General features: G+C 39.2%; 17 protein-coding genes. 11 read left to right on the plus strand and 6 right to left on the minus strand.

Translation table 11 applies throughout. From position 1 onward, the window contains the following. Positions 1–5: 5 nt before the first annotated feature. Positions 6–4,718, plus strand: a complete 4,713-nt coding sequence (locus tag CBS1_RS05795; protein ID WP_090222073.1) for a type II secretion system protein GspD — start codon at positions 6–8, stop codon at positions 4,716–4,718. Positions 4,719–4,856: 138 nt separating this feature from the next. Continuing rightward, positions 4,857–5,657, plus strand: a complete 801-nt coding sequence (gene amrB, locus CBS1_RS05800) for an AmmeMemoRadiSam system protein B (protein ID WP_090222074.1) — start codon at positions 4,857–4,859, stop codon at positions 5,655–5,657. 82 nt (positions 5,658–5,739) lie between these two features. Here amrB and mscL read toward each other — a convergent pair whose 3' ends face one another. The 6 genes from mscL to sufC are packed head-to-tail and all read right to left on the minus strand — an operon-like array spanning position 5,740 to position 11,135. Next, positions 5,740–6,096, minus strand: coding sequence for a large conductance mechanosensitive channel protein MscL (gene mscL / locus CBS1_RS05805; RefSeq protein WP_033192210.1), 357 nt, complete (start codon positions 6,094–6,096; stop codon positions 5,740–5,742). 51 nt (positions 6,097–6,147) lie between these two features. Beyond that, entirely contained in the window at positions 6,148–6,555 is a 408-nt protein-coding gene (sufU, locus tag CBS1_RS05810) for a Fe-S cluster assembly sulfur transfer protein SufU (RefSeq protein WP_033192211.1), read from the minus strand. Next, positions 6,552–7,817, minus strand: coding sequence for a SufS family cysteine desulfurase (locus CBS1_RS05815; protein WP_090222076.1), 1,266 nt, complete (start codon positions 7,815–7,817; stop codon positions 6,552–6,554). Before CBS1_RS05815 ends, sufU begins: the two co-directional genes overlap by 4 nt. Beyond that, positions 7,792–8,934, minus strand: coding sequence for a SufB/SufD family protein (locus tag CBS1_RS05820; protein ID WP_090222077.1), 1,143 nt, complete (start codon positions 8,932–8,934; stop codon positions 7,792–7,794). The genes CBS1_RS05815 and CBS1_RS05820 overlap by 26 nt, the downstream gene beginning before the upstream one ends. A 17-nt stretch (positions 8,935–8,951) precedes the next feature. Then, on the minus strand, positions 8,952–10,361 hold the full coding sequence (gene sufB, locus CBS1_RS05825; RefSeq protein WP_090222079.1) for a Fe-S cluster assembly protein SufB: 1,410 nt from the start codon (positions 10,359–10,361) through the stop codon (positions 8,952–8,954). Between the two features lie 12 nt (positions 10,362–10,373). After that, entirely contained in the window at positions 10,374–11,135 is a 762-nt protein-coding gene (sufC, locus tag CBS1_RS05830; protein ID WP_033192214.1) for a Fe-S cluster assembly ATPase SufC, read from the minus strand. 336 nt (positions 11,136–11,471) lie between these two features. Here sufC and CBS1_RS05835 point away from each other — a divergent pair, with 336 nt between their 5' ends. The 9 genes from CBS1_RS05835 (at position 11,472) to CBS1_RS05875 (ending at position 20,240) form a co-directional block, all read left to right on the plus strand. Continuing rightward, entirely contained in the window at positions 11,472–12,542 is a 1,071-nt protein-coding gene (locus CBS1_RS05835; protein ID WP_052107219.1) for a hypothetical protein, read from the plus strand. A 1-nt stretch (position 12,543) separates the two neighbouring features. Next, positions 12,544–13,458, plus strand: coding sequence for a DNA-methyltransferase (locus CBS1_RS05840; protein WP_033192215.1), 915 nt, complete (start codon positions 12,544–12,546; stop codon positions 13,456–13,458). A 494-nt stretch (positions 13,459–13,952) separates the two neighbouring features. Continuing rightward, positions 13,953–14,528 (plus strand): ECF transporter S component, encoded by a 576-nt coding sequence (locus CBS1_RS05845; protein WP_033192216.1) that lies wholly within the window; start codon positions 13,953–13,955, stop codon positions 14,526–14,528. Positions 14,529–14,558: 30 nt separating this feature from the next. Beyond that, positions 14,559–15,338: an energy-coupling factor transporter transmembrane component T family protein gene (locus tag CBS1_RS05850; RefSeq protein ID WP_033192217.1), complete on the plus strand. Its 780-nt coding sequence runs from the start codon at positions 14,559–14,561 to the stop codon at positions 15,336–15,338. Further along, positions 15,323–16,213, plus strand: a complete 891-nt coding sequence (locus tag CBS1_RS05855) for an energy-coupling factor ABC transporter ATP-binding protein (protein ID WP_052107221.1) — start codon at positions 15,323–15,325, stop codon at positions 16,211–16,213. Before CBS1_RS05850 ends, CBS1_RS05855 begins: the two co-directional genes overlap by 16 nt. Then, positions 16,210–17,016: an energy-coupling factor ABC transporter ATP-binding protein gene (locus CBS1_RS05860; RefSeq protein ID WP_033192218.1), complete on the plus strand. Its 807-nt coding sequence runs from the start codon at positions 16,210–16,212 to the stop codon at positions 17,014–17,016. The genes CBS1_RS05855 and CBS1_RS05860 overlap by 4 nt, the downstream gene beginning before the upstream one ends. A 61-nt stretch (positions 17,017–17,077) precedes the next feature. Continuing rightward, positions 17,078–18,319 carry a M48 family metallopeptidase gene (locus CBS1_RS05865; RefSeq protein WP_033192219.1) on the plus strand — a complete coding sequence of 414 codons (1,242 nt, stop codon included), beginning with the start codon at positions 17,078–17,080 and terminating at the stop codon, positions 18,317–18,319. Continuing rightward, the gene (locus CBS1_RS05870) at positions 18,309–18,872 is read left to right on the plus strand and encodes a thermonuclease family protein (RefSeq protein WP_033192220.1); all 564 of its coding nucleotides are present in this window, start codon (positions 18,309–18,311) and stop codon (positions 18,870–18,872) included. Before CBS1_RS05865 ends, CBS1_RS05870 begins: the two co-directional genes overlap by 11 nt. Positions 18,873–19,124: 252 nt before the next feature. Next, on the plus strand, positions 19,125–20,240 hold the full coding sequence (locus tag CBS1_RS05875) for a DUF3798 domain-containing protein (RefSeq protein ID WP_033192221.1): 1,116 nt from the start codon (positions 19,125–19,127) through the stop codon (positions 20,238–20,240). Positions 20,241–20,318 lie beyond the last annotated feature (78 nt).

Here is a 20,318-nt window from a genome sequence, read left to right on the forward strand (position 1 = left end):
AAGCTTTGAAGAGATTGCAGACTTCCTCAATTCTAATTACTGTTTTTCTTTTTTTTCTTTTCTCAAGTTCCTTTGCAGAACTTACAGACCTTACATATGTTAAGACCTCAAGTGAGATAGTGGTCATAGCGTCCTTCACAAAATCCCCGACGGTTCAGTACTATTCAAAAAACGGAAGTAAGACCGTCCATTTCTTAGTGGTAAATGATACATGCATAAGTCCTATTTATCTACCTGTGAATGCAGAAACAGTCGAAGGTGTCCAAGTGATACCGTTTCGTGGTGCTTTAAATATTTTTGTGTACACAATTACCCCCGTTAGTGCAACGTACAATGTTACGGGATCAAAATTGTATATTAGATTACCTTTAAGTACTTCCACAAAAAGAATGACAGCGAATTTTACAAACCTTAAGAGCGAAGTTGCTTTCAAAGATTTGGCGGAATTCTTTGGGATAAATCTTGTCTTGTACGATAGCGCTAAGGGAAAATTTGTAAATACAAAGGCCAACAACTCGAGCATAGAACAAATTTTGAGAAATCTCCTGACTCTTACAGGTTTGTCTTATGCTTACGCTGAAGATCAAACTTTGTATATTGGGGCTCAGGAAGATATTGAACGAACCTTTGCACTTAACTTCCAGATTCCTGGTGGCAAGGTGTCTGTTGAAGAGTTAAGTAAGATGTTTGTGGAAAGTATATATGTCCAACCTATGTCGGATAAATCTAAGTTATTTACATATGGTGGGGTTAATCAATACAAAATACTCGCATCAGCTATAGGCTTAGCTGCAAGTGAACTAACTAAGAAAACAGAACCCAAACTTCCGTGGTATTACATAGATTATTCATCTGACGACAAAGAACTCGAAGAATTCTTGTCAAAACTGAGAAAAATCTACGACTTTGATTTTGTTATCCTCCCGGAGATAAAGAAAGTTGCCCTTTCAGGGGTCGATTGGGACAAAGCCGAGGAAATGATAAGAACACTGAAACCTGCACGAAATCCAACACTAGAAACACAATACAAGACGTTTATTTCTGAGTATCCTCAGCGCGTTGCTGAATTCCTCAGATTACTTTACAAAGATGTGGGTATCCAAGTTATTGGAGATAAACTTTATGTTCCTGCTGATTATGAAAGCGTAGTAAAAAGCTTTCTTCAAGACCCAGTTATTTCACAACCTTGGAAGGTTACACTAACAGATGTGCCGGAAGAGCTTGTAAAAACCACTTTGAGTTATTTAGACATACCGGAAGTTGATTACATTCTCAAGTCGTACGATAACACCGTATATGTAACTTTATTTGTCAGCGAGAAAAAATATAAGGAATTTCTTGAACTTGTAAATTTAATGGGAACTACAACCGCAACGGTTAAGGTCGATGATGTTTTTTTGAAAGCCTTTAATGTAAATGTATTACAAAGTTTCTCGGATGGTTCAAAGCTCGTTAAAGGGAAGATAAAGGAGATAGAACGGTTAAAAAAAGCAGTAGAAGAAAATTTAACGACAGTAATTTTAAAGGCAGACCCGTCTGATCCTTCAAAAGATGTAATGGAAAAACTTACAGGGTACACGGTGGGTCTCTCTACCGATGGATATTGGATCTTTACAGTGCCAAAGCAGGAAGCTTCAAAAGTTCAAGAAAAGGTTAAAAACATCAGGGAAGGTTTTGGTAAGAACATAATTATCCTAAGCGGTAAATACGATGAAAATGCGTTTGAAGTTGTAAAGAAGCTTTATGGAGTTGAGGTTTACGAACTCTCAAACGCATTACTTATCTATGGTTCCCAAGCACTTAGTGCAAAGCAATTTTTAGAAAACTTGACAGTTGAAAACTTCATAGTTCCTGTTCAGATTTCACTTTCTACTTCCCACATCGATTATGTCAAAAAGGTTTACAACGCTGATGTGACATACTTCCAAGATCTTGGAAAAGCAGTGGTATCTGGGCTTACGGAAAATGCGCTAAGGGCTGCTGCATACTTGAAATCACTTAGCCTCCAGTCTGACTTGGTATCCCTAAATCTTTCCGGCACTTTGAAAAAGGAAGATTTGGAAAAGCTGAGTACAATTATGGGGTTGAACGTTAAAGTGGAGATAGTTGGTGATACCGCTTATCTGAAAGGGAGTAAAGAAGAAATAGAAAAACTAATCAAAGAAATTAACAGGCTGACCAAGTCACCGGAGATGAAATACGAAGTTCTTAGTTACGATGACAGTTTAGATGAAGTCTTGAAAAAACTCTATGGTGTACAAACTTACAAAACGAAATTCGGATACATAGTCTACGGAACTCAGGAGCAGATACAAAATGTAAAAACTTTCCTTGGTCAGATAAGGGTAGACGAAGAGGTCAGAGTGGTTACAACCAGTGTAGAGGAAAACTACATAAGGATGATAAAAGAGATTTTCGATAGCACGGTGAAACACTACAAGATAGGTGATAATCTGTACTTAATCGGTAAAAAGGAGAGCCTTGATAAAATTCAAAAAGAGATAGCCATTTTCGATGAAGAGAAAGGCTCGATGGTTATAGATACGCTAAGAGTTAGTGGTAACGTGAAGACTGAAGATATGACCAAGCTTCGTGACTTGCTTGGCTTGAAAGCAGAAGCAATCCAAGTCGGTGACATTGTTTATTTAAAAGGCAAGAAAGAAGAAGTAGCCAAATTGAAATCGGAGTTAGAAAGACTCTCTCAATATCCTGAACTCAAGTACGAGTTGTTGAATTACGACGATGCTTTGGACAACATTATAAAAGAGTTGTACGGCGTTAAAACCTATAAAGTCAAAGCTGGTTATATAGTCTACGGAACTAAAGAACAGATTGCAAGTGTGAAGAGCTTTGTGAGTGGTTTCTCGACGCAGCTTGAGTTAAGGTCTTTAACAACGAAACTTGAACCAAAGGATATTGAGACGATCATTTCAGTTTACGATGCAGATGTTAAATATTACAAGGTTGGTGATAAAGTATATTTGATAGGTAAAAAGGAGAGCCTTGATAATATAGAAAAGGAGATAATGCAGTTCAATATTGATAGTGAGTACAACGTCATAAATGGTAAATTGCTGATAGAAGTTTCAAACAAGAATTTAGCGGAAATAATAATGAAGGTAAGTAACATATTGAAAGAACAAGTTATTTTGGCTGACGAACTAAAAACCAACGTTACTTTGAGATTGTTAGTACCAGATTTTAAAAGCTTTTTGGAGTACTTACAAACGTTTGGTGTTAGCTATAAACAAACAGATGAGGTTTACTTGATTTATTCAAATCTTCCTCAACAAACATCTGTTCGAGAGCAACAAGCAGTATCTCAACTTGCACAGCCGGGAGAAGTTGTAGTTAAAGAAGGACTAATAACTATCAACGCTTCGAACAAAGATGTAACTGATATAGTTTCTCAAGTACTCTCCAAGCTTGGAAAATCTTACAAAATCGATAATGTTCAAGCAAGGATATTCTCTGTGAGTTTGAATAACATAGACTACGAAACTTTTAAGGATGTCTTTTCAGAATGGGTTAGTTTCAGAGAAATTGGTAATGTGGTGTACGTCTCAAAACCTGTTGCGAAGAGTGATTCAAAAGTTGCGGTAAGGGATGGAAAAATTAGCGTGAAAATAGATAACGAACCGTTGGGTAGTGTTATTAGGTCTGTTTTTGAAAGCTTCGGATACTCTGTAATCTTCGCAAAACCGATAACTACTACTGCAACAATGTCGATTTCAAACATTGATTTTGACACATTCACTTCCATACTCTTAAATTACGGCGTTGCTTTAAAGAAATCCGGAAATGTTTACGTCGTAGATACTACGCCCGAAGCCACTAAGACGAAGACCACATATACGTTCAACGTCACACGCGGAGCTGATAGGGTTAAACAACTCATAGAGTTCTACGGAGGAAAAGCTTTGGTGAATACAGACGCTGGAATAATAATTGCCTACGATCTGGATCCGAAAAACGTTGACGATATCAGGAACGTTATAGAAAAAGTTTCCAAAGTGAGGGTTGTTTCTATCGAAGCGAAAGTCGTCGACGAAGCTTTGTTGAACAGTCTTGGATTTGATATCACAACGATTTTGAGCTCAGCTGATTACGTATCGATAGGAACAGGAGGACTTAGCTTGAAATTCAAGATCGTCGACTTTTTGGATTTGCAGGCTCTTTGGAACAAAATAGTTGACGAAGCTCAGATTCAAATCAAAACATCGGGCAGTAACGTGCAGATCCCATATGGGACATATGGAACGGGCAAACTCTTAGCAAGTCCTAACATAATAGCCAAGAGTGGTGAGCAAGCAAGAATATTTATAGGTGATTCCATACCCGTAATAGTAAGTCAGCAAGGTCAACAAAGCGTGACTTACCTGGAAGCTGGTATAGAACTCAAAATAACTCCTAGCGTGAACCTTGATGATACAATAGATCTCGACTTGTTTACCTCTGTAGGAAACTTCGATTACTCTGTAGTCATCAGCGGGCTACCAAAACAGAACAAGAGAGAAGCATCAACTAAAATCACACTAAAAGATGGTCAAACGCTTATCCTTGGTGGCCTTGCCCGAGAGGAAATAAGCAAATCGGAGTGGAAAATCCCGATACTCGGTGACCTGCCTATTATCGGGTGGCTTTTCAAAGGTACGCAGGAAAAAATAGAGCAAAGGAACATTGTGATCTTCCTAACAGCTAAGATAATAGAACAATAACTAAAAAAGACTTTCAAAGCGCCGGTAAAAAACATCCGGCGCTTTCTTAATGAAAAAAGCCTATTTGAAAGAAAAATTGTGGTATACTATAAGCGAGTGGCTTTTCAATTAAGTTTACTCGAAAGTAAGGTGACTGAAATGAACAGAAGACCAGTGGTTGCTGGAAAGTTTTATCCGGGAACTCCGAACCAACTAGCTAGTGTATGCGAAGCTTTTGTAGGTAATGAAAAACCAAAGAATTACCTGAGCCAACCCATAGGTCTTATTTTGCCACATGCAGGTTATGTATACAGTGGGAAAACCGCAGGATTAGGCATTAGGAGAGCAATTGAATTTGGAAGGCCGCGAAATATCATCATTCTTGGTCCGAACCATACAGGTTATGGCGCTGCTGTTTCCGTTTGGCGAGAGGGTGAATGGTATGTTCCAAATGGAAGTGTCAAAATAAGCACCGAAATTGCGGATGAGATAATAGATGGTAAGTTAATTTCTGATGATGAAGCTGCACATCTCTATGAGCACTCTATCGAGGTTCAGCTACCTTTGTTGATCCATGCATTTGGAGAATTTCAATTCGCTCCAATCTGCATGATGGACCAACGGCTTTCTACAGCGCGTTATGTTGCGGAAAGAATAAGAAAAATTTTAGAAAAATACCCGGACACGATAGTTGTTGCTTCGTCTGACTTCAATCATTACGACCCGCACGAAATAACGATAAAAAAAGACGAAATTGCCATCCAGCGAATTCTTGCGAATGACTTGGAAGGTCTCTACGAAGACCTGAGGAAATACGACATAACCATGTGCGGTCCCGGACCTGTTGCGGTTGTAAGAAGCTTGTTTAACCATGCAGAGCTTGTCTATCACACTACAAGTGCAGAATTCTCACAAGATTACTCCTATACAGTGGGGTATGTTTCTTTCATTCTGTGGTAGGCATTGTGGTTAAATTAACAACTAACAGAAAAACAAAAGCCCCGAGTCATTCGGGGCTTTTCGTGTATTTTAGAGCAAATGCTTAGTCTTTTTTCACCTTTTCTTCTATCTTTTTTGCTGCCAATTCGGCAGCTACTTTTGCTTTTTCAGCAGCTTTGTTCATCGCTTTTACCAGTGTGAAAACAATCCAAGCAACTATAAGAAAATCTATCGCAGCGGAGAGAACCTTTCCCCAGTAAATGCCATGCCACTGAATTTCCTGAATACTTCCGAGTTTCATTCTGCTGAGTACCGGCTGAAGAATAGCCGGAGTAATAAGGTCGTTAACAAGGGATGAAACAAGTTGGTTGAGTTTCCCACCGATAATAATTGCGACAGCAAGACCAATTACGTTGTACTGTTTTAAGAAATCAGTGAACTCCTTGAAAAACTTCTTCATCCATCTCCACCTCCAGTGTTTTTTAGAATGAGTATTAACTGAACACTTTGTTTATTCATTCTTTAAAGCAATCTCCAGGGTTTTCCATGGAAGTAGAAAGCATTTAACCCTCATTGGATAATTCTTCACATCGTAAAAATTTATGATAGGTCCAAGAACATTCTCATCAAATTCTTTTCCAAGCATCATATTCTCTGCGTTTTTCATCATTTCAAGTGCTTCTTGTTTTGTTTTTCCAATGATTTGTTCTATCATCACGTTTGTTGATGCCTGACTTATCGCACAACCGTGCCCTTCAAATTTCACATCGACGATCTTGTCACCATCAAAAAGAAAATAAAGCGTTACTTCATCACCGCAGGAAAGATTTTTACCTTCCTCGACCTTGTGAGCGTTTTCTATCTTTCCATGAAATTTCTTTAGTTTTGAATAGTCCATTATGAATTCAGAGTATATCATTCGAACCACCTCCGGATGTATTTTAACCCTTCTATTAAGACATCTATATCTTCTTTCGTGTTGTATAGATAAACGCTCGCTCTAACTGTTGAGTTAGGAAAATCTATCTTTGATCCTTTCGCTAAGACGCCCATTAGCGGTTGTGCACAATGGTGCCCGCTTCTTGTGGCTACACCAAAATTCTCATCGAGTATGTGTGAAACATCATGCGGATGCACACCTTTCACATTAAATGATACCAAAGATTTGTGAGAAGAATCAATTGGTCCGTAGATTTCCACAAAATCAAGTTCCATCATCTTTTCTAACAGGTAATTTGATAACTCTTCAACGTGCTCTTCTACCTTCTCAAATCCGATACTTTCCAGATAATCTATCGTATAACCAAGCCCAACGGCACCTGTGATGTGTTGAGTACCGGCTTCGAATCTGTACGGTAGAACATTGAATGTAACATCTTCAAATGTAACTTTATCTATCATCTCTCCGCCGTACAAAAACGGCTCAAGCTGTTCAAGAAGTGCCTTTTTTCCATACAGAACACCTATTCCCGTCGGGCCAAGCATTTTGTGGCCTGAAAACACGAGAAAATCAACATCGAACTTTTTGACATCAACTTTTTTATGTGGTACAAGCTGAGCACCGTCAACTATCAAGGTTGCATTTTTGAAAGTCTCTCTTATCAACTCTATAGGCATCTCTTGACCTGTAACATTTGACTGTCCTGTAATTGAAACAACTTTTGGGTTTGGAATAGATTCTTTAGTTTTCAAAATTGATTCATTTGTGATAACCCCTTTTTCATCTGCCGTTATGTAAGCTACTTTAAAGCCGTAGAATTTTGAGAGTCTCACCCAAGGTACGAGATTCGCATGGTGTTCTACTTGCGAGATTAATACAGTATCTTCCGTTTTCAAAATCCCGCTTTTCACGAGCGAGTTCACTAAGAAATTTATTCCCATAGTTGTTCCACTTGTGAAGATGATTTCTTCGGAACTTGCGTTCAAAAAATTGGCCACTTTTTCCCTTGCTTGTTCGTACGCGACTGTTGCCTCACCTGCGAGTGTGTGAACAGCTCTGTGGATGTTGGAATAATGATAAAGGTAAAAATCCGTCATCTTTTCGATGACGGATTTGCATTTGAGCGTGCTTGCTGCATTATCTAAATAAACTAACCTCTTGCCGTTGATATTTCTTTTAAGTGCAGGAAAATCGTTCAGTATATTTGAAAACTCCTCATCCGAGAACACCGTTGAGCGCATTCTCAACAACCCCTTCCAGATTGTATCGTTTGAGTTCATCTTTCAGTGTCTCAAAGACCCCGCGTACAATCATCTTCTGCGCATCTTCTCTTGGTATACCCCTGCTCATCAGATAAAATACCATGTTCTCATCTATCGGTGAGCTACTTGCGGCATGTGATGCAACAACATCGTTTTCGTCGACCATAAGACTTGGTATCGCTTCAACTTTAGCCTTTAGAGAGACCAAAGTTGCATGGTTGCTTTGGTGTGCTTCGACTTCTTTCGCACCGCTGATGATATCCATTATGCCTCTGAATACTACTTTAGATTCATCAGAGAGTACACCTTTTGCATCGACATTTCCGTAACTGTTTGGTTTGTAGAATCTCATGAGATAGAGTATGTCTATAATCGTTTTCCTGCTTCCAAGATAATAAGGACGCACATCGGCGTAGGCATTTTCACCACTTATTCTCACACTTACGTATCCAGCATTTATTTTACCACCGAAATAGAAATCTTTGACTACGGTTTTTGAATTATCTTCGACATCTATGAAAACATTTGAAATAAGTAAACTGTCATCTTTGCTTCCTAAGTAAAGATTGTAAAGATTAAACTTCGCACCCTTTCTGACTTTCACTCTGAGATTGCCTACAAAGAAAGGTTTTTCGACAATTCTTACAAGATTAAGTTCCCCGCTTCGCACGTCGATCAACATATTATCGTACTGGGTGATGTCGTTGACTATCAATGTGGTGTCATCTTTGACAGTTACGTAGTCCCCACTCGAAGAGAAAACGTCGGCAAGTAGAACAAATTTTCTATCTGCTCCTTCAAAATCCAGAGATTCGAGTAAATTCAAACCATCGATATCGAGAGATTCTAAACCTTTGTATGGCAAGACGTTTGGTAAAGAAATGCTCTTTAAACCCGTTCTCTTCCACATGGGAAATTTGTACGTAAGGTATTCGGAAAGCCTTTTTATCCTCCATTCATCGAGTAGATTATTTCCGCTGGGTTTGAAGTCTTCCACATTGTAGTCTTGTGCATCTATCGTTTTTCTCTGGGGGACAATCGCCCGTAAGTTTTGATGTTCCAGTCTCAAAGTCTTTTCTATTTTCGTTATGCTCATACTGCTCACCACCCTGATTAGCCTATCGAAGACTCAATTTCCATATCCACGAGCCTGTTCAATTCTATTGCATATTCAAACGGAAGTTCCTGAACAACTGGTTGGATGAAGCCTTTGACGATAAGCCCTTTAGCTTCTAATTCACTTAATCCTCTGCTCATGAGGTAGAAGATCTGCTCATCTTTAATTCTTCCTATCTTTGCTTCATGCCCAACATCTGAATCCGTGTTGTACACTTCAATTATCGGGACGGTGTCGCTTTTTGATTTATTGTCAATCATAAGCCCTGTACAACTCACACTTGCTTTTGAGCCTTTTGCACTCTCCATTATCTTGAGTAATCCTCTGTAGAACGACCAGCCACCACCTATACTGATACTTCTTGCATCCACCGTAGAACGCGTGTTCTTACCTATGTGTATCACCTTAGAACCAGTATCGATATGCTGTCCTGGTCCTGCAAATGAAATCGATACATTTTCTGAAACGGAGTTGTCTCCTTTAAGTATCGTTGCAGGGTACACCATCGTCTTGTAACTACCGAAAGAGCCTGAGACCCAAGTCATAACGGCGTCTTCTTCAGCTATTGCGCGTTTGATTTCAAGATTGAACATGTTCTTGCTCCAATTTTGCATTGTAAGGTACTTCATCTTTGCGCCCTTCTTGACGTAAACTTCAACGGTTCCAACATGTAAGTTCACAACATCGTATTTAGGTGCCGTACAGCCTTCGATGTACGTTACCTCACTACCTTCATCCGCTATTATTATCGTATGTTCAAACTGCCCACCACCAGGATTACCAAAAAGAAAGTAAGATTGGAGTGGTAGTGGTACTTTAACACCTTTAGGTACATAGAGGAACGTACCGCCGCTCCAAAGTGCACCGTGAAGTGCCGCGTACTTGTTGTCAGTTGGCGGAACGAGCTTCATGAAATATTCCTTAACGAGGTCAGGATATTCCCTAACAGCGGTTTCAATGTCTGTAAATATAACTCCAATCTTCTTCAGTTCTTCCTTGATGTTTTTGTATATCATCTCGGAGTCGAATTGAGCACCAACGCCTGCTAAATATTTCCTTTCCGCTTCTGGTATTCCGAGTTTATCAAACGCTTGTTTAATTTCTTCAGGGACTTCCTCCCAAGTGGTAGTCTTTTTAGCATTTGGTTTGACATACGGAACTATTTTTGACAAATCGAGCTCATCCCTGGTAACGCCCCAGTCTGGTTCGTGCCATTTTTCGAATATTTCGAACGATTTAATTCTGTGCTCTGTCATCCATGCTGGTTCATTTTTAGCCTCGGAGATTTCGTATATGAGCTTTCTATTCAAGCCAGCTGGCAGCTTTATCGCCGGCTGGACATTTACCTTTATCTGGAAATCTTCTTTTTTCTTTAGTTCATACAAAAGTTCATGGAGGTCACTCATCTTTATCCCTCCTCATTTAGATGAATTGGCATCTGCAGTGCCGTTTACTATCGCGTATCCTGTTTTTTCTACCTCGTAAGCTAAGGACTTATCACCTGTTAAAGCAACCTTTCCATCGACGTACACATGCACTTTGTCAACATCTATGTAGTTGAGGATCCTCGCATAGTGTGTGATTATCAGCAGAGATGTTCCTTCGGCTCTGAGCTTGTTGATCTGTTCTGCGACAATTCTCAGAGCATCAACATCAAGCCCTGAGTCTATCTCGTCTAAAATTAAGAGCTTGGGCTTCAAAAACCTTGCTTGAAGAATCTCACCCTTCTTTCTCTCTCCACCAGAAAAGCCAAGGTTAACAAACCTTTCTAAAAACTCCGTTGGGAGTCCAACTTCATTTAAAAGCCCCTTCATCTCTTTATCAAGTTGGAAGAACGTTTTATCTTCCCCGTGCAGTTTGCGGTAAGCAATCAAAAGCAGTTGGTCAAGTTTGACACCCTCAATTTCATATGGATTTTGGAACGTCATCATGATGCCTTTCTGGGCTCTTTCGTCAGTTCTTAAATCCAGTATCGACTCTCCTTCAAACAATATATCTCCAGAAACTACTTCGTACTTTGGATTTCCCATAATCACGTTTGCCAGTGTTGATTTACCAGATCCATTTGGCCCCATTATCGCATGAACTTCTCCTCGTCCTATTTCCAAGTTCACACCTTTAAGTATAATCTTTTCTTCTTCTCTCAACTTAGCCACCAAATCTTTCACTTGTAAGAGCATAATCACACCTCCGAAAATTATCTAATATTATCTACTTAGTTTTTCCTAATTTATTATACCATATGGTATTGAGTTGTAAAGTAGATTTTGTACAAATTTTGAAACAGAAGCTGGAGTGTGGTATAATTAGAAAAGAGTTTTTCTACGCTCTGTTTCGTGATTTCACTAAGCACTAACTTAAATGACCTAATTTGTACTCTTTTGTTGCTATTTCATCAGTCTTATACTTGTGAAGAGGATTTTCTCTTCTTTTTCAAAAGCTATTTCGATGGGCTTACGGGAATTTATAGTTTATCAGAGTTGATAGGAAGAAAAATTCAGAAGGGTTGTGAGAAATTGGTTAGAGAACAATTTTTATGGAACAAGGATGCAGAAAGGAAATTTTTCGAAAACTATATCACACAAATTGAGCATCAGATTAAAAAATATAAAAACCAAAAAGATACCAACTTAGAAAAATTAAGAGAAAAACTTCTGAAAAAGATATTTTACAAAGATGAAGAACAAAACACATACTATGCATTTTGGCCTAAAACTGGAAATGTTCAAAAAGGAAATACCGTCGTTCAAGGGAGAAACAGTTTAATAGGAAACTACACTGAGGAATGGACCAAAAATCTTTTAGAAATGGTTTTAGGAGATATCGCAAAGGAAAGTAATTATAAGGAACCTTTCCGTGTTGTTCGCAATGTTGTGTGTGAAGATTTGGGACTTAGTAAAGACTCGCCAGCGGATATTGTCCTGACTATATCGACAGAAGCAAAAAATACGGATCGAAAAACCAAAACAAAGGCTGTAGAACTAAAACCTGAAGAAATTTTGGTCATATTCGAAGTTAAAATGTCAATAGTTTGGAATTGGAAGTATTCACCTAACGGTGTATTGGATTGTATAGGAGATTTTACAAAGCATCAAGGAAATCCTGGTCTTCTAAGATCGGATACGGTGTTAAAAGCTGTAGGGAAATGTATTATGATGAGGGTGAATAATCCGGGGAAACGTAGTGTACCAATAGTTGTGCTTGGAAACACCCCGATCACGAGGAACTATGAAAGAACAGTTGATAACCTTAAAAACCTTGGTTTTATTCAGGGATTTTATTCGCTAAATCCTAAACCTTTTGATGCGGGAAACGAAAAGTTATCAGACCATTATCTTATGGAAAGCTCAGATGAAGGTTTTATCACAGTACAAAACTACGCAGTATTGAAGGATCTGATTACGAAATTAATCAACACTTCCCTAAAGGACGAAAAGATTTTCTTCTCTAGTTGGAAGAGTACGGATGAACTTGGAAAAATAATAAAAGACTCGTGTGGTAAAATATTAAAGGATAGATATACGAAAGAGGACTATAGAAAAATTGCTGAGCTGTTTTTAATGTACGTAAAGGATGGTGTAATTTGACATGGCCAGTAGAAAAATTGGCACAGTTACAAGTGCGTTTGGTGCACCAAGTAGGATTAACCATGACTCCTCGCCTTTCTATAGCAGAAATCTTTATTCAAATCTTCCTAAGGAGCAAAATCTAAGTTACGTAGAGACACCTTTACCGGACGAAGTAATTAATAAAATAATTCTGAAAAGTAGCGAAAATATGGAAGAACTTCCAGATAACAGTATTCACCTGATGGTCACTTCTCCTCCTTACAATGTTGGTAAGGAATACGACGAAGATTTAACTCTCAATGAGTACAGAGATTTTTTAAAAAGAGTTTGGAGAGAAGTGTATCGTGTCCTTGTACCAGGAGGTAGGGCTTGCATAAACTTAGCAAACTTGGGAAGAAAACCATATATTCCATTGCATGTGTATGTTATTGAAGATATGTTAGAAGTTGGATTTTTAATGAGAGGAGAAGTTGTTTGGAACAAAGGTGCAACTGCCAGTTCCTCTACAGCGTGGGGAAGTTGGATGTCGGCCAGTAATCCAAGCCTAAGAGATGTACATGAATACATCCTAATCTTCTCAAAGGGAACGTTTACAAGAAAAAATCCGAAGGGTCGAAAAAGTACCATATCCAAAGAAGAGTTTCTGGAGTTTACAAAAAGTATCTGGACATTTCCAGCTGAGTCTGCAAAAAAGATAGGACATCCCGCACCGTTTCCTGTAGAACTTCCCTACCGTTGTATTCAGCTTTATACTTTTGAAGGTGAGGTCGTCTTAGATCCTTTTATGGGTAGCGGACAAACTGCGATTGCAGCATTGATGACAGGAAGAAATTATGTTGGATATGAGATTAATGAAGAATATTTAAACTTGGCAAATAGAAGAATCTATGATTTTCTTCAGAAAAAGAATACCAAAACACTCTTCGATATTTGAGTAAACACTTTAACGATGTGACAAATGATGCTTTTTATAAAGAGTGTTGTATTGTGATTTTCTCTTTGTACGTACCAACTGGTATAATGTATGAGGTGTGGGGTTGTAGATACTTAACAGACAAAAAATGCTGAGCAAGTGGTCGCTCAGCATTTTTTCCATTTTTTCTCGTTCCCTTTTATATCCTTAGTTGACATTCCCAATTTCAAGGGGAATGGTATCCTTATCAGTTCGAGTTTGCCTTCTATGGAAATTTGTTTACTCCATAAAAGTGGCATTTAACAACTTAGAAACTTGAGTTTAGTGTCCAAAATGCATGTCTTTCGCTTCCATAGGAGAGAAGCTTGCGGGTTTGTCAGGTACTGTTACGTTTGTTTCAGTTTAAGATAACTCAAACCGGGAAATTTTATGGGGATCCATGTTACAATATATATGAGACTAAAGTTTAAGGTTTTCTATAATTTTCAAGACTCTTAAGTTGGGGGGATGTTATTATGGCAAGGTCTTCAAGACTCACAACGATGATAGTTGTCCTGATTCCTGTAGCGGTAGGCATCAACTATGCGGGTAAATTTTTTGCGGAGGCTTTGAAACTACCGCTGTGGTTGGACTCTATAGGTACGGTACTTGCGGCCATGCTTGCTGGTCCAGTCGTTGGTGGACTTAGCGGGGCAATCAACAATATCATCTACGGTTTGACAGCTGGACCTATATCGTTCATCTACGCACTTACAAGCATAGGTATAGGTGTGGCTGCTGGATTACTTTATAAAGCAAAGATGTTCGAAAACGCATTTAGAGCTTTCCTGAGCGGTTTGATCATAGCCGTTGTGGCGACGGTTATCTCTGTACCTCTGAACGTTATTTTCTGGGAAGGTCAGACGGGAAATGTCTGGGGAGATGCACTTTTCGCATTCCTGAGGTCCAAGAATGTAGGTGTTTGGTTGGCTTCTTTCTTCGATGAACTTGTTGTCGATTTAGTAGATAAAGTTCTGACAGTTTTCATCGCATATGGAATTTTCAAAGCACTACCAAAATCACTAGTATATAGCTTCAGGCAAGAACAATAAAGTGAGAGATTGATTTCGGAGGTTGAACCTTTGAGAACGATAAGCCTCTACGTTGAGAAAAACACACCAGTGCATAGGCTAGAGCCCGTTACCAAATTGTGGTACGCTTTTACCTCAGTCATTCTGACTTTCTTATTCCCATCCATGTGGATGGGACTTCTCTTTCTTTTAATTTCCTTAATAATTGCAGTTCTAGCACGCGTTTTGAAAAACATGGTTGGATTCATAAATGCAGCTTTAGTTGTCTCTACGACAATGTTGATAATTCAAGGTATGTTCTATCAGGGTAATGCAACGTTGATTTTTACACTTGGCAAACTAAGTTTTTACAAAGAAGGTTTCCTACACGCAACAGTTCTTATTATACGCGTGATAAACATGATAGTAGCCTTCGGAATGCTTATACTCACGACCAGACCATCTGATATGGTATCAAACCTTGTTCAAAAAGGATTGTCGCCGAAATTGGGCTACATTCTCTCATCCGTGTTGCAAATTATTCCTCAGATGCTATCCACAGCTTCCACGATAATCGATGCCCAGCGTTCTAGAGGACTTGAGACGGAAGGTAGCTTAATGCAAAAACTGAGAGCGTTTTTCGCACTCATAGGTCCTCTTGTCTTGAGCTCGCTTGTTGAAGCCAGAGAAAGGGCGATCGCAATTGAAATGCGAGGGTTTGGTGTTTCAAGAAAGCCAACATTTGTGAAGATAATTCCCGAGACAATGCTTGACAAGAGTATAAAACTTATCATGAAATCAACTTTAATCTTTGCCATCGCGTGGAGGGTTATTTCATGGATAACGATTTAAGTATAGATGAAGCAAGGTTGTCAAAGCAAGAAAAAATAGTTGTCGCGGACCTGAGCTATGAATACCCACTTTCTGGAAAGAAAGTGTTAAACAGCATTTCCTTTTCCGTATCGCGAGGTGAGTTCATTGGTATCATCGGTAGGAATGGTGCTGGTAAATCAACACTTTGTTTTGCCCTAACAGGGCTTGTTCCTTCATTTTTTGGTGGTAAACGTAGTGGAAGCGTTTTAATCGATGATGTAGATGTTCTGCACATTCCAAAAGAACAGCTTGTCAAGAAAGTAGGACTTGTACTTCAGAATCCATTTTCGCAAATCAGTGGTGCAAAGATGACGGTGTTCGAAGAGGTGGCTTTCGGGCTTGAAAATATCGGAATCGATCGTGAAGAGATAGTTGAACGGGTCGAGAATGTCTTGAAAAGATTCAAACTATGGGAAAAAAGGGAAGAAAATCCTTTCGAACTTTCCGGTGGTCAGCTGCAAAGGTTGGCAATAGCAAGTGTTCTTGCCTTAGAGCCTGACATTGTTATTTTGGATGAGCCTACTTCACAACTTGACCCACAGGGTACAACTGAGGTCTTTGAAGCTTTATTGGAACTAAAGGAGCTTGGAAAAACGATTATTTTGGTTGAGCATAAATTCGAGAAGTTGGTAGAGTACTGCGACAAGTTACTGTTCTTGTACAATGGAGAGTTAATAAGCTACGGGACAGCTGAAGAGATCTTTTCTATGCCGGAAATTGACCAGTACCACGTAGGTGAGCCTATATACACTTCTTTGTGCAAGGTTTTGAACCTCAAAAAATCCAACGGATTGTATCCTGTGCATTTCGATGATGCAGTTAGCTTATTGAAGGGAGTTTTTCAAAGGCCATGAGTGGGACTTATAACGATGATGTGATAAGCGTTCAAAATTTGTGGTTTGCATACAAAGACGAAGAGTTTGTACTTAGGGATGTAACGATTACAATAGACAATCGACCTACTGCGATTGTTGGTCAAAACGGAGCTGGCAAGACAACGTTTGTCAAACTCCTAAAAGCATTGTTAACCCCAACGAAAGGGGATATATGGATATTTGGACAAAACACCAAGGATACAACAGCGGCTAAATTGGCAAAGACTGTCGGTTTAGTTTTCCAAAACCCAGCTGATCAGATATTTAAGAGTAAAGTAATCGAAGAGGTTATGTTCGGTCCAATGAATGTTTTCAAGGATAAGCACGTAGCTTACGAAAATTCAGTAAGAGCTCTTGAACTTGTGGGGCTGAAAGGAAAAGAAGAGGAACATCCGTATGACCTCACATTATCTGAAAGAAAACTGTTGTGTCTTGCCTCTATCCTTGCGATGGAACCGAAAGTGATTATTTTCGATGAGCCAACAATCGCACAAGATAGGTACTCCACACAAGTAATTGCTGGGATTATAAAATCACTCGTCTCTTCTGGAAAGTTTGTTATAACCATAACACACGATATGGATTTTGTTCTAGAAAATTTTTCAAGGACAGTGGTTTTTTCAGATGGCATGATAATTGCCGATGGTGAAACAGAACACGTTCTTAGTGACGACGAAATCTTAACCAAAGCCCATCTTGAGGTGCCTTGGTTGATACGCCTGTCACGTGAGTTGAATGTGCCCTATAAAAAGATTAGGGAAATAAAGACCGTAAACTATTAGCGCACGTATTTCAAATAACAATGTGAGAAAGAAAAATTCCAATTTCTAAGGAGGGATTTCTGTGCTTAATACCTTTTTCCTTTTATTCCTATTCACAATCATTCTAAAGTACGTTTGGGAAATTGCACTTGATGTTCTTAACTTAAGATATTCTACAGGTCCGAGTGCAAGAGTACCGGACATCTTAAAAGATAGGTTTTCACCAGAAGATTTTGAAAAGGCAAAAAGGTATTTGAAAGACAAGGTCAGGCTAGCAACGCTTGAGAAAATAACTTCCTTGATACTTACCCTTTTCTATGTATTTTACCTTTTCCCAACTCTTGATAAGTCACTTTCCAGTGGACGTTCTGTGATTATCCAAGCGCTTATTTTCTTTGGTATATACGCTGCGATAGAATACGTAGTTGAACTTCCGTTCAAGGTGTATTCCACCTTCGTTATTGAGCAAAAATACGGTTTCAACACGACAACTGCTAAGCTATTTATTAGAGACCAGATACTACAAATTCTCCTTGCCGTCATCATTGGTGCACCGATAATCGCCGGTATAATCTGGTTCTTAGTTAAGTTTCCCGTTTGGTGGTGGCAACTTTCCATTTTGGCTTTTGTGATCTTAATATTTTTCATGATCATCCAACCGATTTTAATCGCTCCGCTTTTCTTCAAGTTCTCTGAGCTCGAAAACGAAGAGCTCAAATCAAAGATTCGTGCCATCCTTGATAAAGCACGCATTAAAGTTCCGAACATATACAAAATGGATGCCTCGAAAAGAACAAAAAAGCAGAACGCATATCTGACAGGTATTGGAAAATCAAGAAGACTTGTACTATTCGACAATATCTTAAGTTACAATCAAGATGAGATTCTCGCTGTTGTTGGTCACGAGCTGGGGCACCACGCTAAAAGGCATATTCCCAAATTGCTGGTATTGAATGCACTACTGATAACATTTACTTTCTTCATAACAAACGCTATATACAAATTCCTCATGGAAACGCATATATTCGGTGTTTCGCAACCATACACAGTCTTTGCGTACGCGTTCATGTTCGTTTCATCGATAATGTTCTTTTTGGAACCAGTGATGAACTATTTTTCTAGGAAAATGGAGTACGAAGCTGATGAATACTCGGCCAAATTGCTTGGTTCACCGACCTATTTGATCTCTTCTTTGAAAAGGTTAGTAAAAGAAAACCTATCAAATCCAAACCCGATGCCACTTTACAAAATTTGGTACTATAGTCACCCTGCCCCAGAAGAGAGGATTAAAAGACTTATGGAGGTCGGGCAGAATGACCGCTGAGCGAAAAACTCGCAAAACAAAAAGGGTCAAAACCGTATCGCTTGGCAGCTTATTCACTGCAATTTTAGTTATGATAGTGCTATTTTTTCAGTACCAAGGTGAGTACAAACCGTGCTACGTGGTTGAAGTTATCGATGGGGACACGATAAAGGTTGATCTAGGTGGAGAAAAATACAAAGTCAGACTTATCGGTGTGAACACTCCAGAGACAAACCACCCGGTGAAAAGAGTTGAACCGTATGGTCCGGAAGCGAAGGCCTTTACTAAGAAAATACTGACAGGAAGAAAAGTATACTTGGAGTTCGATGTTCAAGAAAAAGATAGGTATGGAAGATTGCTCGCATACGTCTGGCTTGAAAAACCAAGTCAAATAACAGACGATGAGATTAGAACAAAGATGTTCAATGCGATACTTCTTCTCGAAGGTTATGCTCAGGTTATGACGATTCAGCCAAACGTGAAATACGTTGACTACTTTTTGCGGTACCAACGCGAAGCATTGGAAGCAGGTAAAGGTTTGTGGGGACTTTCGGTGTACCGGAAAAGCAAATAAAGAAGATGAAATTTAGAAAAACATATAACCATCTTCTACTTTTTAATCTCTTCCTTTGTGCAAAAGCTGTTTTTTATTTCTCCACCTAAAGAAAAAAAGCAATCAGTTTTGAACTGAGAAGAAAAGAAACAACAGGAGCTATAAATTAACAAAATTCACAACTTTCTTAACTCATATCCGATATTTTGAAACAACCAAAACTTTGTGATATAATTATCACGACCCACACTATTCCAAGGGAGGGGATTGGGTATGAAGAAACTGATGGTATTGCTTGTAGCGGTTTTGTTTATTACATCACTCTACGCTGCTCTCGGTTTTAAGATAGGCGTTGTCACGGGAACTGTTTCACAAGGCGAAGATGAGTACAGGGGTGCTGAAAACGTTGTTAAGAAGTACGGTAAAGAAATCATCCATGTGACATATCCAGACAAATTCATGCAAGAACAAGAAACAACGATAGCAAGGATCGTCGAACTGGCATACGACCCACAAGTTAAGGCAATTGTTATATGCCAAGGTGTACCCGGAACAACGGCAGCAATCAGAAGGGTCAAAGAAATGAGGAAAGATATCGTTTTCGTCGTTGGCGTGCCACACGAAGACCCAGGGGTTATTTCACCTGCGGCAGATGTTATTCTCGAAGTAGATACTCCAGGCCGTGGAAAAACAATAGTTGAACTCGCAAAGAAGATGGGTGTCGAAACGATAATTCACTACTCATTCCCAAGGCACATGAGTTACAAGCTTCTTGCGGAGAGAAGAGATATCATGGAAAAAACAGCTAAGCAAATGGGAATTAACTTCGTGTTTGTTTCCGCTCCAGACCCACTTGGTGAACAAGGTTTGACTGGTGCTCAGCAGTTCATACTTGAAGATGTCCCAAGACAACTTGCGAAGTATGGTCCAAAGACAGGATTCTTCTCAACGAACTGTGGAATGCAAGAACCTCTCCAAAAAGCGATTCTCAAACACGGTGGATACTATCTTGAACCATGCTGCCCATCGCCAACACACGGATTCCCTGGTTCACTTGGCATTTCCATTCCAGAAGATAAAAAAGGAGATATGACCTACATACTTAGAGTTGTAAACCAGAAGATCATAGAAATGGGTGGCGCAGGAAGGTTTGCAACATGGCCAGTACCTATGAACATGCTCTTTGTTGAAGCAGGTGTCGAAATTGCTAAGGCACTTGTGCAAAAGAAAGTCAGCCCAACTAATTTGAATGGTATCAAACTCATCGTGACAGAAGAAGCAAAGAAGAAATATCCAAAGGCAGAACTTCAAGTTAGAACACTCGATCCATACAAGAATTACTACATGTTCATCCACAAATCGGTTATATTCGGAGTTGACAAATTCTGATACGTTTTTTTGACTGCACGAATTGGGGTGTCGGCACTCGCCGACACCTTTAAATTAAGTTTAAGCCTTTGAATAGGG

The organism is Fervidobacterium changbaicum, from assembly GCF_004117075.1.
Lineage (GTDB): Bacteria > Thermotogota > Thermotogae > Thermotogales > Fervidobacteriaceae > Fervidobacterium > Fervidobacterium islandicum.

Coding starts and splice junctions, on each gene's coding strand:
- CBS1_RS05845 (WP_033192216.1), top strand. CDS start 13,953: ATGGCAAGGTCTTCAAGACTCACAACGATGATAGTTGTCCTGATTCCT.
- CBS1_RS05815 (WP_090222076.1), bottom strand. CDS start 7,817: ATGCGCTCAACGGTGTTCTCGGATGAGGAGTTTTCAAATATACTGAAC.
- CBS1_RS05820 (WP_090222077.1), bottom strand. CDS start 8,934: ATGAGCATAACGAAAATAGAAAAGACTTTGAGACTGGAACATCAAAAC.
- CBS1_RS05870 (WP_033192220.1), top strand. CDS start 18,309: ATGACCGCTGAGCGAAAAACTCGCAAAACAAAAAGGGTCAAAACCGTA.
- CBS1_RS05855 (WP_052107221.1), top strand. CDS start 15,323: ATGGATAACGATTTAAGTATAGATGAAGCAAGGTTGTCAAAGCAAGAA.
- CBS1_RS05840 (WP_033192215.1), top strand. CDS start 12,544: ATGGCCAGTAGAAAAATTGGCACAGTTACAAGTGCGTTTGGTGCACCA.
- CBS1_RS05860 (WP_033192218.1), top strand. CDS start 16,210: ATGAGTGGGACTTATAACGATGATGTGATAAGCGTTCAAAATTTGTGG.
- amrB (WP_090222074.1), top strand. CDS start 4,857: ATGAACAGAAGACCAGTGGTTGCTGGAAAGTTTTATCCGGGAACTCCG.
- sufU (WP_033192211.1), bottom strand. CDS start 6,555: ATGATATACTCTGAATTCATAATGGACTATTCAAAACTAAAGAAATTT.
- sufC (WP_033192214.1), bottom strand. CDS start 11,135: ATGCTCTTACAAGTGAAAGATTTGGTGGCTAAGTTGAGAGAAGAAGAA.
- sufB (WP_090222079.1), bottom strand. CDS start 10,361: ATGAGTGACCTCCATGAACTTTTGTATGAACTAAAGAAAAAAGAAGAT.
- mscL (WP_033192210.1), bottom strand. CDS start 6,096: ATGAAGAAGTTTTTCAAGGAGTTCACTGATTTCTTAAAACAGTACAAC.
- CBS1_RS05875 (WP_033192221.1), top strand. CDS start 19,125: ATGAAGAAACTGATGGTATTGCTTGTAGCGGTTTTGTTTATTACATCA.